Below are 19,212 nucleotides of genomic sequence, written 5' to 3' on the forward strand. Positions count from 1 at the left end.
GCATGGCCCGCCACAATCTGAGCACCGTCATCTCGTTCGAGTTCCGCCGCACCATCACGAAGCGGCGGTTCTGGGCGATCACGCTCATCATCCCGATCCTCGTCTTCGGCCTCGGCGGCCTGATCATCGCCTCGAACGTGTCGACCGCGAACACCGCCGACCAGCAGAAGAACTCGCGCTTCGAGTTCCTGTACACCGACGACTCCGGCCTCATCGACGCGACCATCGCCAAGGAGTACGGCGGCACCCAGATCGCCTCCGAGGCAGAGGGGGTCGAGGAGGTGCAGATCGGCGGGACGCCCGCCTACTTCGCCTACCCCGCCGATCCCGCGAAGCAGACCGTCCGCGTCTACGGCGAGGACTCCGGCGTCTTCCAGAACAGCAAGTACTCGGCCGTCGCCGAGTCGCTCCTCTCGGCGAGCGTCGAGCAGAAACTGGACAGCCCGACCGATGTCGCCGTGCTCCGCGGGGATGTGAAGACCTCGACCACCACGTTCGCGGACGGCAAGCGGGCACCCGGCTTCGAGGCGATCCTCCCGGCCCTGGTGTTCCTGGCCGCCTTCTTCATCGTCATCGTGTTCCTCGGCAACCAGATGCTCAACTCGACGCTGGAAGAGAAGGAGAACCGCGTCACGGAGATGATCCTGACGACGATCAATCCGACGAACCTGCTTCTCGGCAAGGTCATCTCGCTCTTCGCGATCGGCATCATCCAGCTGGCGGTGTTCGCGCTGCCCATGCTCATCGGGTACCTGTTCTTCCGCGACCAGCTGCAACTGCCGAACTTCGACCTCAGCGGGCTCGTGTTCGATCCGCAGAAGATGATCGTCGGCGCGCTCATCCTGATCGGCGGGTTCGCCCTGTTCACCGGAACGCTGGTGGCCGTCGGCGCGGTCATGCCGACGGCGAAGGATGCGGCCCCGGTGTTCTCGGTGGTGATCTTCGCCGTGGTCATCCCGCTCTACGCGTCGGGCTTTGCCATCAGCTCCCCGAACTCGCCGATCGTGCAGTTGCTGGCGTACTTCCCGTACACGGCCCCCATCACGGCGCTGATCCTGAACGCCTTCGGGTCGCTGCCGCTGTGGCAGGCGATCATCATCATCGTCGAGCTGTTCGTGCTCTCCGTGATCGTGCTGCGCATCGCCGTCCGGCTGTTCCGGTACGGATCGATCGAGTACTCGAGCAAGGTGCGGATCCGAGATGTGCTGGGCCGCCGCACAGACCGCGTCGAGCCGACCCAGCCTGCGAGAGGCGCCTGATGCGCGCCGTCGTCGTGCCGGAGCCGGGCGACGCCGACGCGCTGACCATCGCCGAGCGGCCCGATCCGGTCCCCGCGGCCGGCGAGGTCCGGATCCGCGTCACGGCCGCCGGGCTCAACGGCGCCGATTTGAGCCAGCGGCGCGGGTACTATCCCTCACCGCCCGGCGCTCCCGACTGGCCGGGGCTCGAAGTCTCGGGCGTCGTGGATGCGGTCGGCGACGGCGTCGACGCCTGGCAGGTCGGCGACCGCGTCTGCGCCCTGCTCCCGGGAGGCGGCTACGCCGAACTGGTGACTGTCGACGCCGGCCTGGTCCTTCCCGTGCCCGACTCGGTCGACCTGGTCGAGGCGGCCGGACTGCCCGAGGTCGCCGCAACCGTCTGGTCGAACGTCTTCGACCTCGGGCGGCTCGCCGCGGGCGAAGCCCTGCTCGTCCACGGCGGGTCGAGCGGCATCGGGACCATGGCGATCCAGCTGGGCCGCGCACTCGGCGCTGATGTCATCGCGACAGCGGGCAGCGAAGAGAAGGCGGCGTTCTGCCGGGAGGTGGGTGCGCACGCCGCAGTCGACTACCGCACCCAGGACTTCGTCGAGGCCGCTCGGGCCTTCACCGACGGCCGCGGGGTGGATGTGGTGCTCGACATCGTCGGCGGCGCGTACATCGCACGCGACCTGGACGCTCTCGCGACGGGTGGCCGCATCCTGTCCATCGCCGTCCGCGATCGAACTCCCGCCGCCGTCGACATGGGGCTGCTCATGCGGAAGCGCGCGAGCATCCACGGCACCACGCTGCGCGCCCGGCCGCTCGCCGAGCGCGTCGCGATCATCGCCGCCGTGCGGGCGAACGTGTGGCCGCTGCTGGCCGACGGCCGCGTGCGCCCGGTCATCGACTCGGTGTTCCCGCTGGAGGATGCGGCGGCCGCGCACCGGCGGATGGAGTCGTCGACCCACCGCGGGAAGATCCTGCTGCGCGTCGGCTGACCGCATCCACCGCTCCCGTCAGCATCGCGCCGATCGCGTAGGCCACCAGGTCGGTCCACTGGAAGGTCGTTCCGAGCACCAGTGCGACGGCCGGAACGGAGTCCGCCAGAGCTGCGGGCACCCCGGTCAGCTGGAACAGCTCGACGGCGGCGCACACGGCGAAGGCGGCAACGGCCACAGTCACTGCGGATGCACGTGGAGCGAGGAACGCGATCACGACCACGATGAGTGCGGCGTAGAGCGCGTCGCCGACGAAGGCCGCGACCGGTCCGTCCATCCCGCGCGCCACGGCGAGTCCTACGACGACAAGCGCGAGACCGACGCAGGCAAGCGCGATACGACGTCTCATGACGCGAGGCTAACGGGACCCGCGCTCCCGCCGCGTCATACGTGCGGCGCAACCCCGTCCGTCGGTGGGAGGATCGGAGCATGACCGACGACGCCCTCACCGACGACGCCCTCAACTCCCTCCCGAAGGCCGAGCTGCACCTCCACATCGAGGGGACGCTGGAGCCGGAGCTCGCGTTCGAGCTCGCCGCCCGCAACGGCATCGACCTCCCCTACGCGACGGTTGAGGAGCTGTCGGCGCAGTACGACTTCGACGACCTGCAGTCGTTCCTCAACCTCTACTACGCGACGATGGCCGTACTCCGCACCCGCGAGGACTTCGCGGAGCTGACGCGTCGCTACCTCCGCCGCGCGCACGCGCAGGGAGTCCGCCACGCCGAACTGTTCTTCGACCCGCAGGCGCACACGTCGCGCGGTGTCGCGTTCGACGACGTCGTGGACGGCATCGGCGACGCGCTGGATGAGGCCGAGCGCGATCTCGGGATGTCCGGGGGCCTCATCCTGTGCTTCCTGCGCGATCAGCCGGTCGATTCCGCCGAGGAGGCGCTGACCGCCGGGCTCCGCCGCACGGACCGCATCGTCGGTGTCGGACTCGACTCCGCCGAGGTCGGCTACCCGCCGTCGCTGTTCGAGGGCGTCTACGCCCGCGCCCGCGCCGCCGGCCTGCACGCGGTCGCCCACGCCGGCGAGGAGGGCCCGCCCGCGTACGTGCGGGAGGCGCTCGACCTGCTGCATGCCGAGCGCATCGACCACGGCATCCGCTCGATCGAGGATCCGGAGCTCGTCGCGCGGCTGGCCGAGGAGCGCATCCCGCTCACCGTGTGCCCCCTCTCGAACGTTCGCCTGCAGGCGACGCCGGACGTCCGCGACCACCCCCTGCACCGGCTGGATGCGGCGGGCGTCCGCGTCACCGTGAACTCCGACGACCCCGCGTACTTCGGCGGCTACGTCGGGCAGAACTTCGCCGCGGTCCGGGATGCGCTGGGCCTCTCCGTGGATCAGGCCCGCCGGTTCGCCCGCACCTCGATCGAGGCGTCGTTCGCGTCGGACGCCCGCAAGGCGGAGCTCTTCGCCGAGCTGGACGGCTGGAACGCGTGACCCGGCAGGATGTGCGCACGGCCGACGGCCGAGCGCTCCGCTTCTTCGACACGGGCGGTGCGCCGGACGCCCCGGTGCTCGTCTGGCACCATGGCACGCCGCAGACGGGTGCTGTGATCGCCCCGGTGGCCGCTGCCGCCGAGGCGCGCGGGATGCGCGTGCTTTCCGTCACGCGGCCCGGCTATCCCGGCTCGGATGTCCGCCCTGGGCGTTCGATCGCGGATGCGGCGCTCGACATCCTCGCCGTGGCCGACCTCCTCGGCGTGGAGCGGTTCGTCACCGTCGGCGCGTCCGGGGGCGGCCCGCATGCTCTCGCGCTGGGCGCCCTCGAACCGGAACGGGTGGCCGCGATCGTCACGCTCGCCGGCCTCTCGCCGTTCGACGGCTCCCCCGATTGGTTCTCCGGGATGGCGTCCCCCGACGCCCTCCGCGCCGCCCTTTCCGGCCGCGAGGCCAGACTGGCCTACGCCGAGACCGCCGAGTTCGACCCCGAGTCCTTCACTCCGCGCGACTACGACGCACTGAACGCCGACTGGGGTCCCCTCGGGACGGACGCGGGCGCCGGAGCCGCGGAGGGCCCGGCGGGCGAGGCCGACGACGACCTGGCCTACGTCTCGCCGTGGGGCTTCGATCTGCGTGCGGTCCGGCCGCCGGTCCTCCTCGTGCAGGGCGGCTCCGACCGTGTCGTCCCACCCCAGCACGCGGCATCCCTCCTCGAACGCCTCCCCGACGCCGAGCTGTGGATCCGCCCGCGCGATGGCCACATCTCGGTGCTGACGGCCCTCGGCGTCACGCTCGACTGGGCGCTGGCCCAGGCGTCGACGTAGTCCCACCAGAGACGGCGCCCGACCCCCTGTGGGTAGACTCGACCTGCCCCCACCTTCGACGGAGTGACATGTCTACGCGCAGCGCACGTGTGGCTCGCGGCCTCATCGCCGCCGGCTTCGCGACCTTCGTCGCCGCGCTGTTCCACGTCGCGGGCGGAGGGCTGCCGCCGAGCGCGGTGGCATTGACGCTCAGCCTCGTGTTCTCTGGGCTCGGCTGCATCGTCCTCGCCGGCAAGCGGTCGGCGCTGTGGCGGTCGGCCTCGTCGGTCGCGCTCAGCCAGTTCCTGTTCCACGCGCTGTTCTCGTTGAGCCCGTCCGCGCACTTCGCGGGAGCGACCGGCCACCTCCATCCCGGATCGCACCTCACGATGGTGACGGACGGTGCGGCAGCGACGCCGATGTCAGCCATGTCACTCAGCGGATCGTGGATGTGGCTGGCCCACGCCGCGGCCGCCCTCCTCACCCTCGCAGCGCTCCGCTACGGCGAGCGCGTGTTCGTGGCCGTCTCCGAGTTCACCGCCTTCTCGCTGCGGCGGCTGCTGACCGCGGTCGCCGTCGTCGACGTGCCGGTGGCGCAGGCGCGGGTCGAGACGGTCCCGGTGATCCTTCCCGATCGCACGGTCGTGCTCGGGCGCCTCCGTCACCGGGGTCCTCCGGCGCTCATGGGCCCGGCCTGAGCTCTCCGCTCCCCCGCCGGGCAGAGGTCTGCCGCGTCTCGCGGTTCTCCCACCCATCTGCCTACCCGGCCGCAGCACGCGGTCGAGAATCGGACCCTTCTCATGAACACGCGTTTCCTCACGGGCGCGGCCGCCACCGTGGCCGCCGCCGCCCTCGCCCTCTCGTTCCCCCTCGCCGCCAGCGCCCACGTCCGGGTGAATCCGGACCAGGCTCAGCCGGGCAGCTACGCCACGCTGACGTTCAAGGTGCCCACCGAGTCCGCCACCGCCGGCACGGTCAAACTGGAGGTGGATCTGCCCACCGACACCCCGTTCACCTCCGTCTCCTACCAGCCCCTCACCGGCTGGACGACTGAGGTCGTCACCGAGAAGCTCGCGAAGCCGGTGAAGACGGATGACGGCACCATCACAGAGGCGCCGGTGAAGGTGATCTGGACGGCGAGCCCCGGCGTGCAGGTCGCACCGGGCGAGTTCCAGCAGTTCGTCATCTCCGCGGGAGCGGTCCCCGACACCGGCAGCATCCTGCTGCCCACCCAGCAGACCTACTCCGACGGCACGGTCGTGGACTGGGATGAGAAGACCCCCGCCGACGGGAAAGAGCCGGAGCACCCGGCCCCGACCCTCTACGTCACGGACGCGCCGCCCGCGGAGGATGGCGCCGCAGGTCCGCTGATGACGAGCACACCGGCCGCGCCTGCACCGACGGCGTCGTCCGCGGCGAGCGACGCGGTCGCGATCGGTCTCGGGATCGGCGGACTCGCGCTGGGTGCGATCGCCCTGGTCGTGGCGGTGTTCGCCCTCACGCGCCGCGGCACGGCGACGAGCCCGCGGGGCTGACGGGTGACCCGGACAGCCCGCGCCCGGATGCGGCCCTCGGCCCTGTCCGCTCTGGCCGGAGTCGCCCTGGCGTGCCTGCTGGCCGTCGTCCCCGCCGCGGCCGCCAGCGCTCACGACTACCTCGTGCAGAGCACGCCGTCGGCCGGCTCCACCCAGTCGACGCCGCTCGAGAGCGCATCCCTCACGTTCAACGACCGCGTGCTCGACCTCAGCGGCGACGGCTCGTCGTCGCTTGTGCAGGTCACCGACGCGGCGAACCGTCACTACGAGACGGGATGCCCCACCATCACCGACCGCACGGTCACGGCTCCGGTGGCCCTCGGCGCACCGGGGGCGTACACGGTGACCTGGCAGATCGTCTCGGCGGACGGGCACACCGTTTCCGGCACCATCCCGTTCACCTACCAGCCTCCGGCAGGGACCGCGGAAGCGCCCGGCAGCGACGGCCCACCGGCGTGCGCGGCGGGAGCGGCAGCGGCGGGTGGACAGAGCACCGGCGCCGCGACGTCGAGTCCGGCCCCCGCCGCCGAGGCGACCGGGAGTTCGGGCTCTGGAAGCATCGCGCTGGTGATCGGTATCGGCGTCGGGATCGTGGTGCTCGCCCTGCTCGGCGTGCTCGTGGTCGTGCTCACCGGTCGCCGACGCCCTGATCAGCCGAAGGCGGACGAAGAGTCCTGACCACTCCGCGCCGGCGGACGACCGACCGTCGTCCGCCGGCGCGGAACCACCACCCCGTCACTGACGAGCCATCGCCACCCGCAGTCGCTCGTCGTCGTCGATGAAGTGGTCGTTGTCGTCCAGCCCGGCATCGAGCTGCACCCAGCGGATGCGCCCGGTGAACCGGCTCGTGGCGGTCGTGTAGTCGGGCGAGACGGGAGTCCCCGACTCGTAGCCCACATCGGTCGTCTCGTCGGCCGAGAAGATCATGGGCTGGGTGACCCCGATCCGCCCGGAGCCGACCTCGCGGCCGTCGTAGTAGAGCGTGACATCGCCGCCCTTCGCCAGGCCGCCGCCGTCGTAAGCGAACTCGGCGCGCACCTGCCGTGTCCCCGCCGGCACCGGTTCCCCGGCTTCGGTCGTGAACAGCTGGATGCCGAGGACGTTGTAGGTGAAGCGCGCGACGCCGTCGACCAGGTAGAGCGCCCATCCGCCGAACCGTCCGCCCTGCGCGACGACCACGCCCGATGCTCCGCCGTCCGGGATCTCCAGCTCGGCGGTGACCGAGAACGAGCGGTTCTTCAGGCTGATGACGCTGTTCTCGGACAGCCGGCCCATCCCCGGGTACAGGAGCTGGCTGTTGCCGTGCACGAGGACGGGGCGCCCGGCCAGCTGCGGGCTGAGCCGTTCCGCTGTTCGATCATCGAGCGGGACCACGTTGTACTTCACCGCCTCGATCAGCCACAGCCTCTGCAGCGCGTGGAGGCGGTCCGGTTGCTCGGCGGAGAGGTCGCGCGCCTGGCTGTAGTCGACGTTCCCGTCGTACAGTTCCCACACGTCGTCGTCGAAAGCCGGGACGGTGCCTCCGACCAGGTTCCACGGCGTGCGGTGCTTCGTGACGGCGCTCCACCCCTTGAAGTAGATGCCGCGGTTGCCGAACATCTCGAAGTACTGGAGATCGTGCCGCTCCGGCTCGTCCGCGCTGTCGAACGTATAGACCATGCTGGTGCCTTCGATCGGCGACTGCTGGACTCCGTTCACGAACGTGGGCTCCGGAAGCCCTGCGGCCTCCAGCACCGTCGGCGCGATGTCGATGCAGTGGGTGAACTGCGACCGCAGGCCGCCCTTGTCGGTGATGCGGTCCGGCCAGTGCACGATGGTGCCGTTGCGGGTGCCGCCCCAGTGGGAGGCGACCTGCTTGGTCCACTGGAAGGGCGTGTCCATCGCCCAGGCCCAGCCCACCGCATAGTGGTTGTACGAGCTCGGGCTGCCGAGCTCGTCCAGCTTCGAGAGCAGGAACTCCGGCGTCTCGAGCGCGGCCATGCCGTTGAAGTTGGCCATCTCGTTGAAGGCGCCGTTCAGCGTCCCCTCGGCCGATGCGCCGTTGTCGCCGATGATGTAGTAGATCAGCGTGTTGTCGAGGATGCCGAGGTCCTCGATCGTGTCGAGCACACGGCCGACATGGTGGTCGGTGTGCTCGAGGAACCCGGCGTAGACCTCCATCTCGCGTTCCAGCACCGGCTTCAGCTCGTCGGGCATGTCGTCCCAGGCCGGGATCTCGGGGTTCCGCGGGGTCAGCTCGGCGTCCGCGGGGATCACCCCGAGCTCCTTCTGGCGCGCGAAGGTCTGCTCACGGAGCGCATCCCACCCGCCGGCGAACTTCCCGGCGTACTTGTCGGCCCATTCCTTCGGCACGTGGTGCGGCGCATGCGTCGCACCTGGCGCGAAGTACACGAAGAACGGCTTGTCCGGCATGAGCGCCTTCTGCGTCCGGATCCAGGTGGAGGCGTGGTCGGCGAGGTCCTCCGTCAGGTGGTACCCCTCCTCCGGGGTGGCCGGCGGCTCGACCGGGGTCGTCCCGTCATAGAGGGCCGGATCCCACTGGTTGTCCTCACCCCCGATGAACCCGTAGAAGGTCTCGAAGCCTCCACCCGCGGACGGCCAGGCGTCGAACGGCCCCATCGGCGACGACTGCCACACCGGGACCTCATGGCACTTGCCGAACTGCGCCGTCGAGTACCCGTTCAGCTTGAGGGTCATCGCGAGCGGCGCTTTGGTGTTCGGCCGCAGCGAGCTGTTTCCGGGCGCCGAGGTCGCCGTCTCGGTGATGCTGCCCATCCCCACAGAGTGGTGGTTGCGCCCGGAGAGCAGCGCCGCGCGGGTCGGGGCGCACAGCGCCGTCGTGTGGAAACGGTTGTAGGTCAGCCCGTTCGCGGCGAGACGCTCCGCGTTCGGGGTGGCGCAGGGGCCACCGAAGGCGCTGGATGCGCCGAATCCGACGTCGTCGATGAGGATCACCAGGACGTTGGGCGCACCTTCCGGTGGCCGCAGCGGGGTGATCGGCGGATACGACGTGTCCGGGTCCTTCGCGTCATACGTGGTGAGCCCGGGCGACGGGCGGTCCGGGATCGGCAGGACGCTGCGGGCTGCGCGGTCGATGGCCATGACGCCCCCTCAGATGCGCCGGCGGCGCGGGGTCACGGCGGCGCCGACGACGGCCGCCTTGGCCACGGGCGCTGGGCCCGGTGTGACGGCGCGGGTGACCACGGCCGCCTTGGCGACGGGCGCGCGGACGACGCCGACCCGTCCGACTCGTGCTGCTCTCAACATCTCAGACTCCCTGTTCTTCCTGCTCTTCTGCTGCTTCGAGTTCGGCTTCCGCCTCGAGGGCGTCGGCGATGTCCTGGCTGTGGATGCGGCCGTCGGCGATGAGCCTGCCTCCGGCCCGGCGTGCGGCGGCCGCGAACGGCGCCGCCCACAGGTTCTCGTAGACGATCGCGCCGGCGACGCTCCCCGGCTCCATCGCCTCGGACAGGGTCGCGATGTCGGCCTCCGCCAGGAAGTCGGCAAGCTGCTCCGCGAGCGTGGCGAGGGCCGACGGGCCCTCCAGCTCCGACAGCTCGACGGCCTCCACGGAGCCGTCCTCGTCCTTGACGAGGACGATCGCATCCACCAGGCGGATGATGCCCGCGTCGACCAGAGCGAGGAGTTCGTCGATCACCTCCCCCGAGAAGTTCTGCTGCCCCGCCGGGAATTCGATGATCACGAAGTCGATCGGGGCGACGGATTCAACGTCATCGGTCATGGTGTACCTCCCACTGGTCCGGTCATTTCCGGCTCAGTGTCGCAGGGAGGGTCCACTCGCGGACAGGCAGTGTTTGCGACGCGTCAGAAACACGAAAGTCCCCCGGGTTTCCGGGGGACTTTCGACAACAACACGTGACAGCGACCTGATGGTGGAGATGGGGGGAATCGAACCCCCGTCCACTGCTGTGGTCATGTGCCTTCTACGGGCGTAGCCAGTGAAATCGCTTTCTCGGCCCCGGAGCTTGTCGCTGGCACCTGCTCCGACGGGCCCAGTATCAGTGGAAGTCCCTCTGCACCCTGATGCTCAATGCAGAAGCAAGTCCTCTAGCTGACGCCAGGATCCGGGTAGAGGACGATTCCCGGTCTGACGGTCTCTCAAATGGCGGAGGTGAACTTACGCCGCGAGGGCGAAGTCGGCCTTGGCCGAGACAGTGCTCTTGTTATTGGCACTTATTTTTTCGCATGGATCGTTAACGAGATAACCATGCATCCTCGACCCGCTTCTCACAGTCACGCAGACAATGTCGAAACCGATCATCCCCATGCGCGGCCGAGTGGCCGGGTCGCTGTCACGCGCTGTTGAGTTGTCCAGATGCTGGTGCCGCCGCCAGGGCGGGCAGCTACTCATAGTACAACATCGTCGAGCGGCCGTTTATGCCACCATCGGGGAATGGCCGACACGATCATCACCGTCCAGGGAGAGTACGAGCTGCGGCATCCGGCCGAGCGCGGAGCGGCGCGGCTCCGGGTCTCCTACGAGGGGCCGTCGCGGGATGAGGTGCTCGCCCTCACGACGCAGCGCCAGCTCCAGCTCAGCAGCGAGCTGCGCGACCTCCACAACCCGCAGAGCGGACCCGTCACTCAGTGGTCCTCCGACCAGCTGCGGGTCTGGGGCGACCGACCCTGGAGCAACGACGGCCGCCGGCTCGACGTCGTGCACCATGCCGAGGTCGGGATCGACGCCCTTTTCAACGACCTGGCCGCGCTGTCCGATTGGGTCGGCGTAGTGTCGCTGCTCGACGGCGTCGCGGTGGACGGGGTGACCTGGTCGCTCACGGAGGCGCGCCGGCAGAGCCTGACGCAGGAGGCGCGGCGACGGGCGGTCGAGAACGCCGTCGCCAAGGCGACCGTGTACGCGACGAGCCTCGGACTCACGACGGTGAAGCCGCTCGCCCTCAGCGACCCCGGCATGCTCGGCGACGGTTCGGCCCCCGGTCAGCCGCCGCAGCCGTTGTTCGCCCGGGCGGTGTCCGCCGACACCGGGGGCTCCACTCTCTCGCTCAAGCCGGAGGAGCTGACGATCGCGGTGCAGGTGCACGCGCGGTTCTCCGCCTCCTGACGAGCCGCGGTCTAGAGCCTCAGGAACCGGGAGTCTGCGGTGTCCCCGGCGTCGACGGCGGACGGGTCGGGAACGCATCCAGTTTGAGCACGCGCGTCGCGGTCACGCTGTCGTCTGCACGCTTCGCGATCACGATCACCTCGTCGCCTTTGGCGAAGTCCGACTTCGATGCCGACTGCATCGGCGTGCCGAAGACGGTCGACGACGTCACCCGCACCTCGACCGACGCGCCGCTCTCGCGGTCGATCGTCCAGGTGTCCCCCGTGATGGATGCGATGGTGCCGCGGAGCAGGACGCGCCCCTTCTGGTCCTCGCCGCCACCCTGCTGACCGCCGCCCTTGCCGTTCCCGCCGCCGTCACCCGGACGCCCCGGCATACCGGGAACACCCGGCTGCTGTCCGTGGCCCTGACCGGGGAGGACGTGCGAGATCGCGCGCCCACCCAGGTGCGACACCACGCTGGCGACCGCGAAGGAGCCGGCCGTGACGAGGCCGAGCAGCACGACGATCGACAGCACGAGCGTCGAGATGGCGAACGCCAGACCGTGTCGTTTGTAGAACGGTTCACCGACGACCGGCGCTGCCGTAGTCGCGGCCGGCGCTGCCGGAGCCGCCGGCGCAGCAGGACCGGGCGGCGGCGTCTGGCCCTGATAGGGCGGCAGCGGCTCGGTGGGATCGGTGGGCGGCGTGTTGCTCATGCTCACATGAAAGCATCCGACAGCGTTGTTGGCGCTGGGAGGCGGTTATGGGTCCGATGAGAATCCGGACGCCGACCTGAGAACGCCAGAGCGCGGCGTCGCAGCATCAGCATCGCAGAGCGTCAGGCCGGCTCCACCAGCACGGATCGCAGCTTGGCGAGCTCCACCTCGTCCAGCCCGGCGTCGAGCAGGTACTGGCGCACGTTCCCCGCACGCTGCTCGATCCGGTCGATCGTGGTCTCCAGCGCCTCGCGCGGGCTTCCGCCGAGGATGATCCGGAGGTCCGGCGTGACCTCGACGCCGTAGCCGCGGACGAGCTCCAGCATCCCTTCGAGCCACGGTCCGCGCAGGTTGTCCTCGGTGACCGCGTAGTCGGACACGACGGTCTCCCGGTCGACCCCGACCGCCAGCAGGGCGAGTGCGACGACTATGCCGGTGCGGTCCTTGCCGGCCGTGCAGTGGACGACCACGGGCTCCTCCCCCGTGTCCGCGATCTCGCGCAGCGCGCGCACGATGACATCGGTGTGCTGGAAGACGATCTTGTCGTACAGGTGCACGATGGTCGCCCCGACGGTGGAGGCGGACGCGCCCGATCCCTCGAACACCGGGAGGTGCAGCACCTCGACGTCGAGCCCGTCCAGGGCGTCCGGCAGCGCCGCGACCTCGAAGTCGTCGCGCAGGTCGATCACGATGCGGATGCCCAGCTCGCGCAGGGCGTCGCGGCCCGCCGGCCCGATGCGGCCGAGCGCGTCGGCCCGATACAGCTTGCCCCGCCGGGTCGTACCGCCCTCGACCGGGTACCCGCCGACATCCCGGAAGTTGTACGTGCCTTCGATCGGGATGCGCTGAGCGGTCGAGTCCATACCCTCAGTCTGTCACTCCGCCCGGGCTGTCACTCCGCCCGGGCGCTCACTCGCCCAGGTGGCCGCGCGTGGACATCGCCCGCTGCGCCTCACGTTGGTCCTGACGCTCGCGCAGCGCCTGGCGCTTGTCGTACTCGCGCTTGCCCTTGGCGACAGCGATCTCGACCTTCGCCCGGCCGTCGTTGAAGTAGATCGACAGCGGCACGATCGTGTAGCCGCCCTGCTTGACCTTGTTCTCGATCTTCAGGATCTGCGCCTTGTGCAGCAGCAGCTTCCGCTTGCGCCGGGGGGCGTGGTTGTTCCACGTTCCGTCCGCGTACTCCGGGATGTGCACGGCGTCGAGCCAGGCCTCGCCTCCATCGACGAACGCGTAGCCGTCGACGAGGGACGCCCGCCCCATCCGCAGCGACTTCACCTCGGTCCCGGTGAGCACGAGGCCCGCCTCGAAGGTGTCCTCGATCGTGTAGTCGTGGCGCGCCCGGCGATTGGTGGCCACGACCTTCTGGCCCCGTTCCTTCGGCACAGCTCGCTCCTCACATCGGCGATGGTCGACGCCCGGCACGGTGCCGGGCAGCGGACCAGTCTATCGCCCTCGGCCGGTCTGCGGGCGGGTGTCAGACCTTCAGGTAGCGCTTGATCGCGAAGTTGGCCGACGCGGCGGCTAGCAACACGCCGATCACCACGAGGATGGGGATCACCAGCCAGGCCTGCTCCATCCCGACGAAGTTGATCGACTGGATGCGCTGGCTGAGGTAGCCGCGGACGAAGAACTGCACGCCGAGCGCGATCACGACGGAGGCGAGGATCGAGCCGATCAGGGCCGCGATCACGCCCTCGATGATGAACGGCGTCTGGATGAACCGGTTGGACGCGCCGACGAGCCGCATGATCCCGATCTCCCGCCTTCGCGAGAAGGCGGAGAGCCGGATGGTCGTGGCGATCAGCAGCACAGCGGCCACGAGCATGAGCGCGGCGATGCCGATCGCGGTGTAGCTCGCAGCGTTCAGGATGCTGAAGATCTGATCCAGGTAGCTCCGCTGGTCGACCACGCTCTGCACGCCGGCCGAACCGGAGAGCGTCTCGGTGAGCACCGCCGACTGGTTCGGGTCCTTCAGGTTCACCCAGAAGGTCTGCGGGATCATGTCCGGCGTGACGAAGTCGGCGATCTGGTTGCCCTTGAACTGCTCTTTGAACTGCTCGTAGCCCTGCTTCTGGTCCTGGAAGTAGAACTTCTGGATATACGGGGCGAGTTCCGGCGACTCGAGCTGCTTCTTGACCGCCTCGATGGTCTGGTCGGTGGCCGGTCCGCTCGCGCAGTTGTCGGTCGTCGTGCACATGTACACGGCGACCTGCGCGCGGTCGTACCAGTAGGTCTTCATCTGGCCGATCTGCATCTGCAGCAGCACGGCCGTGCCGACGAACGTCAGCGAGATGAACGTGACGAGGATGACCGAGACGACCATCGACAGGTTGCGACGGAGGCCGTTGCCGACCTCCGACCAGATGAGTCCGAATCTCATTTCGTCGGCCCCACATTCTGGTCGCCGTCACGGTCGGAGTCCTCGCGCAGACCGCTGAGGTCGAGGTTCGCCGTGAAGTTCAGGTGTTCGGGGAGCTCCTCCGACGCAGGGGCCGGAGGGACGGGCGCTGTCGCGAACTGCACGGGCGCCGGGTAGGCGGCGGGCTGCGGCTGTTCGGCGGGCTGCGCGTGCTGGGGCTGATGCGCGGGCTGCGCGTGCTGCGGCTGGTGCGCGGGATGCGGCTCGTGCGCGGGTTGCTGGGGCACCGCCTGCTGCGGCACCGCCTGCTGGGGTGCGGTCTGCTGCGGAGCGGCCTGCGGCACCGCCACCGGGGCGGTCGGCGTCGAGGTCGGCGCGTTCGGCCGGGTCATCGGGGCGGCGGACGCCGGCGCCGACGCGGCAGCGGCTCCCGCGAACACGGGCGTCGCGGCGGAGACCGGTTCGTCGCGCTCGAGCGGCTGCGCGATGGGGATCGCGGCCGTGAAGCCGTATCCGCCGTGGCGCTCGTCGCGCACGATCTGGCCGCCGACCAGCTCGATCACGCGGCGCTTCATCTGGTCGACGATCGCGGCCTCGTGCGTCGCCATGACGACGGTCGTGCCTCCGGCGTTGATGCGCTCGAGCACGGCCATGATGCCGGCGCTCGTCGCGGGGTCGAGGTTTCCGGTCGGCTCGTCGGCGAGGAGAACCTGTGGCTTGTTGACCACCGCTCGGGCGATCGCCACGCGCTGCTGCTCACCGCCCGAGAGCTCGTGCGGCAGGCGCTGCGCCTTGCCGTCGAGGCCGACCATCTTCAGAACGTCGGGTACGGCCTCCTGGATGAAGCCGCGCGACTTGCCGATCACCTGCAGGGTGAAGGCGACGTTCTGGAAGACGTTCTTGTTCGGCAGCAGCCGGAAGTCCTGGAAGACGACACCGATGTTGCGGCGGAAGTACGGCACCTTGCGCGACGAGATCGTGCCGAGGTCCTGCCCCAGCACGTGGATCTTGCCCTTTGTCGGCTTCTCCTCTTTGAGGATGAGGCGCAGGCAGCTGGACTTGCCGGAGCCGGAGGCGCCGACGAGGAAGACGAACTCTCCGCGCAGCACTTCCAGGTTGATGCCGTTGAGTGCCGGGCGCGCTGTGCCCGGGTACTGCTTGGATACGTGTTCGAACCGGATCATGACCCCTTGAGACTAAGCAGTCCCGCTCCGATCCGCAGTAGCGACATGCCCGTGCGCCACAACCCTGACAGCCAGCCGGACGCGCGATCCACGCCTGCCCTGCGGTCACCCGCCCTCGACCGTCGTGGATGCATCCCGCGATCCAGACTCAACGGCACCCGCGCGAAGGGCGTGCGCGAACGGAGGAGACTTGCGGCGGTCCCGGCGCCGACGCCTCCCTTCCGTGCCCCAGCACGGCGCGTCGGTCGGAAACGCCTCCGCTTCCGACCGCAGGACGCCCCCGGATTAATCCTCGGACTTGTTGCCCGCGCGCCAGCGGATGCCCGCGGCGATGAAGCCGTCGAGGTCGCCGTCGAACACGGCGCTGGGGTTGCCGGACTCGTATCCCGTGCGGAGGTCCTTCACCAGCTGCTGGCCGTAGAGGAAGTAGGAGCGCATCTGGTCGCCCCAGCTCGCCGTGATGGTGCCGGCGAGCTCCTTCTTCTTCGCGGCCTCCTCCTCCTTCTGCAACAGCAGGAGGCGGGTCTGCAGCACGCGCATGGCGGCCGCACGGTTCTGGATCTGCGACTTCTCGTTCTGCATCGAGACGACGAGGCCGGTCGGGAGGTGGGTGATGCGCACCGCGGAGTCGGTCGTGTTGACCGACTGGCCGCCGGGACCGGACGAGCGGAACACATCCACGCGGATGTCGCCCTCCGGGACCTCGACCTCGGTCGCCTCCTCCATCAGCGGGATGACCTCGACGGCCGCGAACGACGTCTGGCGCTTGTCGGCCGAGCCGAACGGGCTGATGCGGGCGAGGCGGTGCGTGCCGGCCTCGACCGACAGCGTTCCGAACGCGTAGGGCGCATCCACCTCGAAGGTCGCCGACTTGATGCCGGCGCCCTCGGCGTAGGAGGTGTCCATGACCTTCACCGGGTATTTGTGCTGCTCCGCCCAGCGCAGGTACATGCGCATGAGCATCTCGGCGAAGTCGGTGGCGTCGTCGCCGCCGGCCCCCGAGCGGATGGTCACGATGGCCGCGCGGTTGTCGTACTCGCCACTCAGCAGCGTCTGCACCTCGAGGTCGCCGAGCGCGGCCTGCAGCGACTGCAGCTCGGCACGAGCCTCGGCCGCCGACTCCTCGTCCTCCGCCTCGTTGGCCAGCTCGACCAGCACCTCCAGGTCGTCGAGGCGGCGCTCGATGGCGGTGATGCGCGCGAGCTCCGACTGGCGGTGGCTGAGCGCGCTTGTCACCTTCTGAGCGTTGGCGGTGTCGTCCCAGAGGTCGGGGGCTCCCGCCTTCTCGCTGAGGTCGGCGATGTCGGCGCGCAGGCGGTCGACGTCGACCACCGCGGTGATGTCGGAGAAGGTGGACCGCAGGTCGGCGATCTGGGAGGAGAGGTCGAGTTCGATCATGTCGTCCTCCAGCCTACCGGGCCGCCCTTGACGCCGACCCTGCGCGACCGGGCGAGCGCCCGCGAACGGAAGTTGTACGGTGTTAACGAAATGACTTCCGAAGAGCGCCCCTTCAGCTTCCGCTCCGTCGCCCTCGCCGCCTTCCTCCCGACGCTGCTGTTCTCCGTCGGAGAGGGAGCGATCATCCCGATCATCCCCATCGCCGCAGGCAACCTCGGCGCGAGCCTCGCGATGGCCGGCTTCATCGCCTCGATGGTGATGCTGGGCGAGCTCGCCGGAGACATCCCGAGTGGATGGGTGGTGTCGCGGGTCGGCGAGCGCACCTCCATGATCGGCGCGGCCGTCGTCGCGATCGTCGGCGTCGTCATCTGTCTTCTTGCGCCGAACTACTGGGTGCTGATGGCCGGCATCTTCCTCGTCGGCATCGCGACCGCCGTCTTCGCCCTCGCGCGGCACGCGTTCATGACGTCGTACGTCCCCGCCCGCTACCGCGCACGGGCACTGTCGACCCTCGGCGGCATCTTCCGCGCAGGATGGTTCATCGGCCCGCTCATCGCGTCGGCCGTCATCGCCGTGACGGGGTCGACGCAGTCCGTCTTCTGGATCTTCATCATCAGCTGCCTCGGTTCGGTCGTCGTGCTCCTGGCGCTCCCCGACCCGGAGAAGATGTTCGGGCCGTCAGCGCGGGTGACCGACGAGTCGGGCGCCCAGGTGACCACCGGCGAGGAGGAGGCCGAGGAGCGCACCCACGGGCTGTTCCGCACCATCTGGTCGTTCCGCGAGGTGCTCCTCCGGATGGGCGCCGGCGTCTCCCTCGTGGCGGCGATCCGCTCTGCCCGCACCGTCCTGATGCCTCTCTGGGCGGTGTCTATCGGCCTGAGCGAGTCGAATACGGCGCTGATCATCGGTCTCGCCGGGGCCGTCGACTTCGCGCTCTTCTACGCCAGCGGGCAGATCATGGACCGGTTCGGACGGATGTGGAGCGCCATCCCGTCGATGCTCGGCCTCGGTCTCGGTTTCCTGGTGCTCGCCTTCTCGCACGACTTGAGCTCGGCGGTCGCCTGGTACATCGGCGTCTCGCTGTTCCTCTCGGTGGCGAACGGCATCGGCTCCGGCATCGTGATGACCCTCGGCGCCGACCTGGCGCCGAAGGACCGGCCCGCACCGTTCCTCGGCGCGTGGCGGTTCTCCGCCGACGCCGGGCAGGCCGCCGCTCCCCTGTTCGTGTCGCTGCTGACGGCGCTCGTCTCCATCTCGTTCGCGAGCGGGGTCATGGGCGTGCTCGGACTGGTCGGCGCCGGGATGCTGGCCCGCTACATCCCGCGCTACGTCCCGCGCAGACCCCGCCCCGCCTGACACGGAATACCCTGGCCGACGACGCGCTTGCATATCCATGCAGACGCATGAATCGAGGGATGACATGGCCGGGAAGCTGGAACTCGGGATCGACACGTTCGGCGACGTGACGCTGGATGCCGACGGGAAGCCGCTGTCGCAGGCGCAGACACTGCGCAACGTCGTGGCGGAGGGGGTGCAGGCCGACCGCGTCGGCCTCGACTTCTTCGGCGTCGGCGAGCACCACCGCGAGGACTTCGCCGTGTCGGCGCCCGAGGTCGTGCTCGCGGCGATCGCAGGGCAGACCGAGCGCATCCACCTCGGGTCCGCCGTGACGGTGCTGAGCTCGGACGACCCCGTGCGGGTGTTCCAGCGGTTCGCGACGCTCGACGGCATCTCAGGAGGCCGCGCGGAGGTCATTCTCGGGCGAGGATCGTTCATCGAGTCCTTCCCGCTGTTCGGGTACGACCTCGCGAAGTACGAGGAGCTGTTCGAGGAGAAGCTGAACCTGTTCGCCGAGGTGCGCAAGCAGGAGCCGGTCACCTGGACGGGCGAGCTACGTCCATCCCTGGACGGGCAGTCGGTGTACCCGCACGTCGAGCACGGCCTGCTGAAGACGTGGATCGGCGTCGGCGGGAGCCCGGAGTCGGTGGTGCGTGCGGCGCACTACGGCTTCCCGCTCGTGCTCGCCATCATCGGCGGCGGCCCGATGCGGTTCCAGCCGCTGGCGGAGCTGTACCGCAAGGCGCTGGAGCAGTTCGGACAGGACACCACCCTCCCGATCGGCGTGCACTCCCCCGGCTTCATCGCCGAGACGGACCAGGAGGCCAAGGACATCCTGTGGCCGCACTACGAGGTGATGACGAACCGGATCGGCCGCGAGCGCGGCTGGCCGCCGGCCTCCCGCGCGCGCTTCGAGCACGAGGCGGGGCCGGACGGCGCGCTCGTCGTCGGCTCGCCGGAGACGGTCGCGCAGAAGATCGCCTACGCCGCGAAGGGACTCGGCGCCTCGCGCTTCGACATCAAGATGAGCAACGGGACGCTGCCCCACGACGACCTGATGCGCTCGATCGAGCTGTACGGCACGGAGGTCGCTCCGCGCGTCCATGAGCTAATGTCGTAGCCGC

At 69.6% G+C, this 19,212-nt stretch carries 20 protein-coding genes and 1 other RNA gene; 10 read left to right on the forward strand and 11 right to left on the reverse strand.

The annotated features are described in order from the left end of the window. Nucleotides 1-2 precede the first annotated feature (2 nt). Together BLR91_RS10645 and BLR91_RS10650 are read left to right on the forward strand one after the other, a co-directional pair. Nucleotides 3-1,259, forward strand: a complete 1,257-nt coding sequence (locus BLR91_RS10645; protein WP_018190537.1) for an ABC transporter permease — start codon at nt 3-5, stop codon at nt 1,257-1,259. After that, nucleotides 1,259-2,239: an NAD(P)H-quinone oxidoreductase gene (locus tag BLR91_RS10650; protein WP_089875361.1), complete on the forward strand. Its 981-nt coding sequence runs from the start codon at nt 1,259-1,261 to the stop codon at nt 2,237-2,239. The genes BLR91_RS10645 and BLR91_RS10650 overlap by 1 nt, the downstream gene beginning before the upstream one ends. Here BLR91_RS10650 and BLR91_RS10655 read toward each other — a convergent pair. After that, nucleotides 2,142-2,588: a ribosomal maturation YjgA family protein gene (locus BLR91_RS10655; RefSeq protein ID WP_089875360.1), complete on the reverse strand. Its 447-nt coding sequence runs from the start codon at nt 2,586-2,588 to the stop codon at nt 2,142-2,144. The genes BLR91_RS10650 and BLR91_RS10655 overlap by 98 nt on opposite strands. Before the next feature lie 80 nt (nt 2,589-2,668). Between BLR91_RS10655 and BLR91_RS10660 the strand changes: the two genes are divergently transcribed. The 5 genes from BLR91_RS10660 (at nt 2,669) to BLR91_RS10680 (ending at nt 6,704) form a co-directional block, all read left to right on the forward strand. Beyond that, on the forward strand, nt 2,669-3,685 hold the full coding sequence (locus BLR91_RS10660) for an adenosine deaminase (RefSeq protein WP_089875359.1): 1,017 nt from the start codon (nt 2,669-2,671) through the stop codon (nt 3,683-3,685). Further along, nucleotides 3,682-4,512, forward strand: a complete 831-nt coding sequence (locus tag BLR91_RS10665) for an alpha/beta fold hydrolase (RefSeq protein ID WP_089875358.1) — start codon at nt 3,682-3,684, stop codon at nt 4,510-4,512. The genes BLR91_RS10660 and BLR91_RS10665 overlap by 4 nt, the downstream gene beginning before the upstream one ends. Before the next feature lie 68 nt (nt 4,513-4,580). Further along, a complete protein-coding gene (locus BLR91_RS10670) occupies nt 4,581-5,189 on the forward strand; it encodes a hypothetical protein (RefSeq protein WP_231918884.1) in 609 nt (202 codons plus the stop codon). Between the two features lie 102 nt (nt 5,190-5,291). After that, nucleotides 5,292-6,026, forward strand: coding sequence for a YcnI family copper-binding membrane protein (locus BLR91_RS10675; RefSeq protein WP_089875356.1), 735 nt, complete (start codon nt 5,292-5,294; stop codon nt 6,024-6,026). Between the two features lie 3 nt (nt 6,027-6,029). Next, nucleotides 6,030-6,704: a copper resistance CopC family protein gene (locus tag BLR91_RS10680; RefSeq protein ID WP_231918885.1), complete on the forward strand. Its 675-nt coding sequence runs from the start codon at nt 6,030-6,032 to the stop codon at nt 6,702-6,704. Nucleotides 6,705-6,761: 57 nt separating this feature from the next. Here the strand turns inward: BLR91_RS10680 and BLR91_RS10685 are convergent, their stop codons facing one another. From BLR91_RS10685 to ssrA, 4 genes are all read right to left on the reverse strand, one after another. Continuing rightward, a complete protein-coding gene (locus tag BLR91_RS10685; protein WP_089875355.1) occupies nt 6,762-9,128 on the reverse strand; it encodes an arylsulfatase in 2,367 nt (788 codons plus the stop codon). Between the two features lie 9 nt (nt 9,129-9,137). Beyond that, on the reverse strand, nt 9,138-9,293 hold the full coding sequence (locus BLR91_RS20170) for a hypothetical protein (RefSeq protein WP_018190529.1): 156 nt from the start codon (nt 9,291-9,293) through the stop codon (nt 9,138-9,140). A 1-nt stretch (nt 9,294) separates the two neighbouring features. Next, nucleotides 9,295-9,768 carry a DUF6325 family protein gene (locus BLR91_RS10690; RefSeq protein WP_018190528.1) on the reverse strand — a complete coding sequence of 158 codons (474 nt, stop codon included), beginning with the start codon at nt 9,766-9,768 and terminating at the stop codon, nt 9,295-9,297. A gap of 149 nt (nt 9,769-9,917) precedes the next feature. Then, nucleotides 9,918-10,312: a transfer-messenger RNA gene (gene ssrA / locus BLR91_RS10695) on the reverse strand. A gap of 128 nt (nt 10,313-10,440) precedes the next feature. On the opposite strand from ssrA, the gene BLR91_RS10700 reads away from it, so the two are divergent. After that, entirely contained in the window at nt 10,441-11,109 is a 669-nt protein-coding gene (locus tag BLR91_RS10700) for an SIMPL domain-containing protein (protein ID WP_018190527.1), read from the forward strand. A 19-nt stretch (nt 11,110-11,128) separates the two neighbouring features. On the opposite strand, the gene BLR91_RS10705 is transcribed toward BLR91_RS10700, so the two are convergent. From BLR91_RS10705 to prfB, 6 genes are all read right to left on the reverse strand, one after another. Next, a complete protein-coding gene (locus BLR91_RS10705; RefSeq protein ID WP_231918886.1) occupies nt 11,129-11,806 on the reverse strand; it encodes a DUF5666 domain-containing protein in 678 nt (225 codons plus the stop codon). Between the two features lie 122 nt (nt 11,807-11,928). After that, nucleotides 11,929-12,669, reverse strand: coding sequence for a tyrosine-protein phosphatase (locus tag BLR91_RS10710; protein WP_089875353.1), 741 nt, complete (start codon nt 12,667-12,669; stop codon nt 11,929-11,931). Nucleotides 12,670-12,715: 46 nt separating this feature from the next. Next, complete coding sequence (gene smpB / locus BLR91_RS10715) at nt 12,716-13,192, reverse strand: SsrA-binding protein SmpB (RefSeq protein WP_018190524.1); 477 nt, start codon at nt 13,190-13,192, stop codon at nt 12,716-12,718. 91 nt (nt 13,193-13,283) lie between these two features. Beyond that, nucleotides 13,284-14,189, reverse strand: coding sequence for a permease-like cell division protein FtsX (ftsX, locus tag BLR91_RS10720; protein ID WP_018190523.1), 906 nt, complete (start codon nt 14,187-14,189; stop codon nt 13,284-13,286). After that, nucleotides 14,186-15,352 carry a cell division ATP-binding protein FtsE gene (ftsE, locus tag BLR91_RS10725; protein ID WP_089875352.1) on the reverse strand — a complete coding sequence of 389 codons (1,167 nt, stop codon included), beginning with the start codon at nt 15,350-15,352 and terminating at the stop codon, nt 14,186-14,188. Before ftsE ends, ftsX begins: the two co-directional genes overlap by 4 nt. A 285-nt stretch (nt 15,353-15,637) precedes the next feature. Next, the gene (prfB, locus tag BLR91_RS10730) at nt 15,638-16,750 is read right to left on the reverse strand and encodes a peptide chain release factor 2 (protein WP_089875351.1); all 1,113 of its coding nucleotides are present in this window, start codon (nt 16,748-16,750) and stop codon (nt 15,638-15,640) included. Nucleotides 16,751-16,840: 90 nt separating this feature from the next. Between prfB and BLR91_RS10735 the strand changes: the two genes are divergently transcribed. Then, entirely contained in the window at nt 16,841-18,106 is a 1,266-nt protein-coding gene (locus BLR91_RS10735; protein WP_089875350.1) for an MFS transporter, read from the forward strand. 64 nt (nt 18,107-18,170) lie between these two features. Next, a complete protein-coding gene (locus BLR91_RS10740) occupies nt 18,171-19,208 on the forward strand; it encodes an LLM class flavin-dependent oxidoreductase (RefSeq protein ID WP_018190519.1) in 1,038 nt (345 codons plus the stop codon). Nucleotides 19,209-19,212: the final 4 nt, after the last annotated feature.

The organism is Leifsonia sp. 466MF, assembly GCF_900100265.1.
Lineage (GTDB): Bacteria > Actinomycetota > Actinomycetes > Actinomycetales > Microbacteriaceae > Leifsonia.

Coding starts and splice junctions, on each gene's coding strand:
- BLR91_RS10645 (WP_018190537.1), top strand. CDS start 3: ATGGCCCGCCACAATCTGAGCACCGTCATCTCGTTCGAGTTCCGCCGC.
- BLR91_RS10650 (WP_089875361.1), top strand. CDS start 1,259: ATGCGCGCCGTCGTCGTGCCGGAGCCGGGCGACGCCGACGCGCTGACC.
- BLR91_RS10655 (WP_089875360.1), bottom strand. CDS start 2,588: ATGAGACGTCGTATCGCGCTTGCCTGCGTCGGTCTCGCGCTTGTCGTC.
- BLR91_RS10660 (WP_089875359.1), top strand. CDS start 2,669: ATGACCGACGACGCCCTCACCGACGACGCCCTCAACTCCCTCCCGAAG.
- BLR91_RS10670 (WP_231918884.1), top strand. CDS start 4,581: ATGTCTACGCGCAGCGCACGTGTGGCTCGCGGCCTCATCGCCGCCGGC.
- BLR91_RS10675 (WP_089875356.1), top strand. CDS start 5,292: ATGAACACGCGTTTCCTCACGGGCGCGGCCGCCACCGTGGCCGCCGCC.
- BLR91_RS10685 (WP_089875355.1), bottom strand. CDS start 9,128: ATGGCCATCGACCGCGCAGCCCGCAGCGTCCTGCCGATCCCGGACCGC.
- BLR91_RS20170 (WP_018190529.1), bottom strand. CDS start 9,293: ATGTTGAGAGCAGCACGAGTCGGACGGGTCGGCGTCGTCCGCGCGCCC.
- BLR91_RS10690 (WP_018190528.1), bottom strand. CDS start 9,768: ATGACCGATGACGTTGAATCCGTCGCCCCGATCGACTTCGTGATCATC.
- BLR91_RS10700 (WP_018190527.1), top strand. CDS start 10,441: ATGGCCGACACGATCATCACCGTCCAGGGAGAGTACGAGCTGCGGCAT.
- BLR91_RS10705 (WP_231918886.1), bottom strand. CDS start 11,806: ATGAGCAACACGCCGCCCACCGATCCCACCGAGCCGCTGCCGCCCTAT.
- BLR91_RS10710 (WP_089875353.1), bottom strand. CDS start 12,669: ATGGACTCGACCGCTCAGCGCATCCCGATCGAAGGCACGTACAACTTC.
- ftsX (WP_018190523.1), bottom strand. CDS start 14,189: ATGAGATTCGGACTCATCTGGTCGGAGGTCGGCAACGGCCTCCGTCGC.
- ftsE (WP_089875352.1), bottom strand. CDS start 15,352: ATGATCCGGTTCGAACACGTATCCAAGCAGTACCCGGGCACAGCGCGC.
- prfB (WP_089875351.1), bottom strand. CDS start 16,750: ATGATCGAACTCGACCTCTCCTCCCAGATCGCCGACCTGCGGTCCACC.
- BLR91_RS10735 (WP_089875350.1), top strand. CDS start 16,841: ATGACTTCCGAAGAGCGCCCCTTCAGCTTCCGCTCCGTCGCCCTCGCC.
- BLR91_RS10740 (WP_018190519.1), top strand. CDS start 18,171: ATGGCCGGGAAGCTGGAACTCGGGATCGACACGTTCGGCGACGTGACG.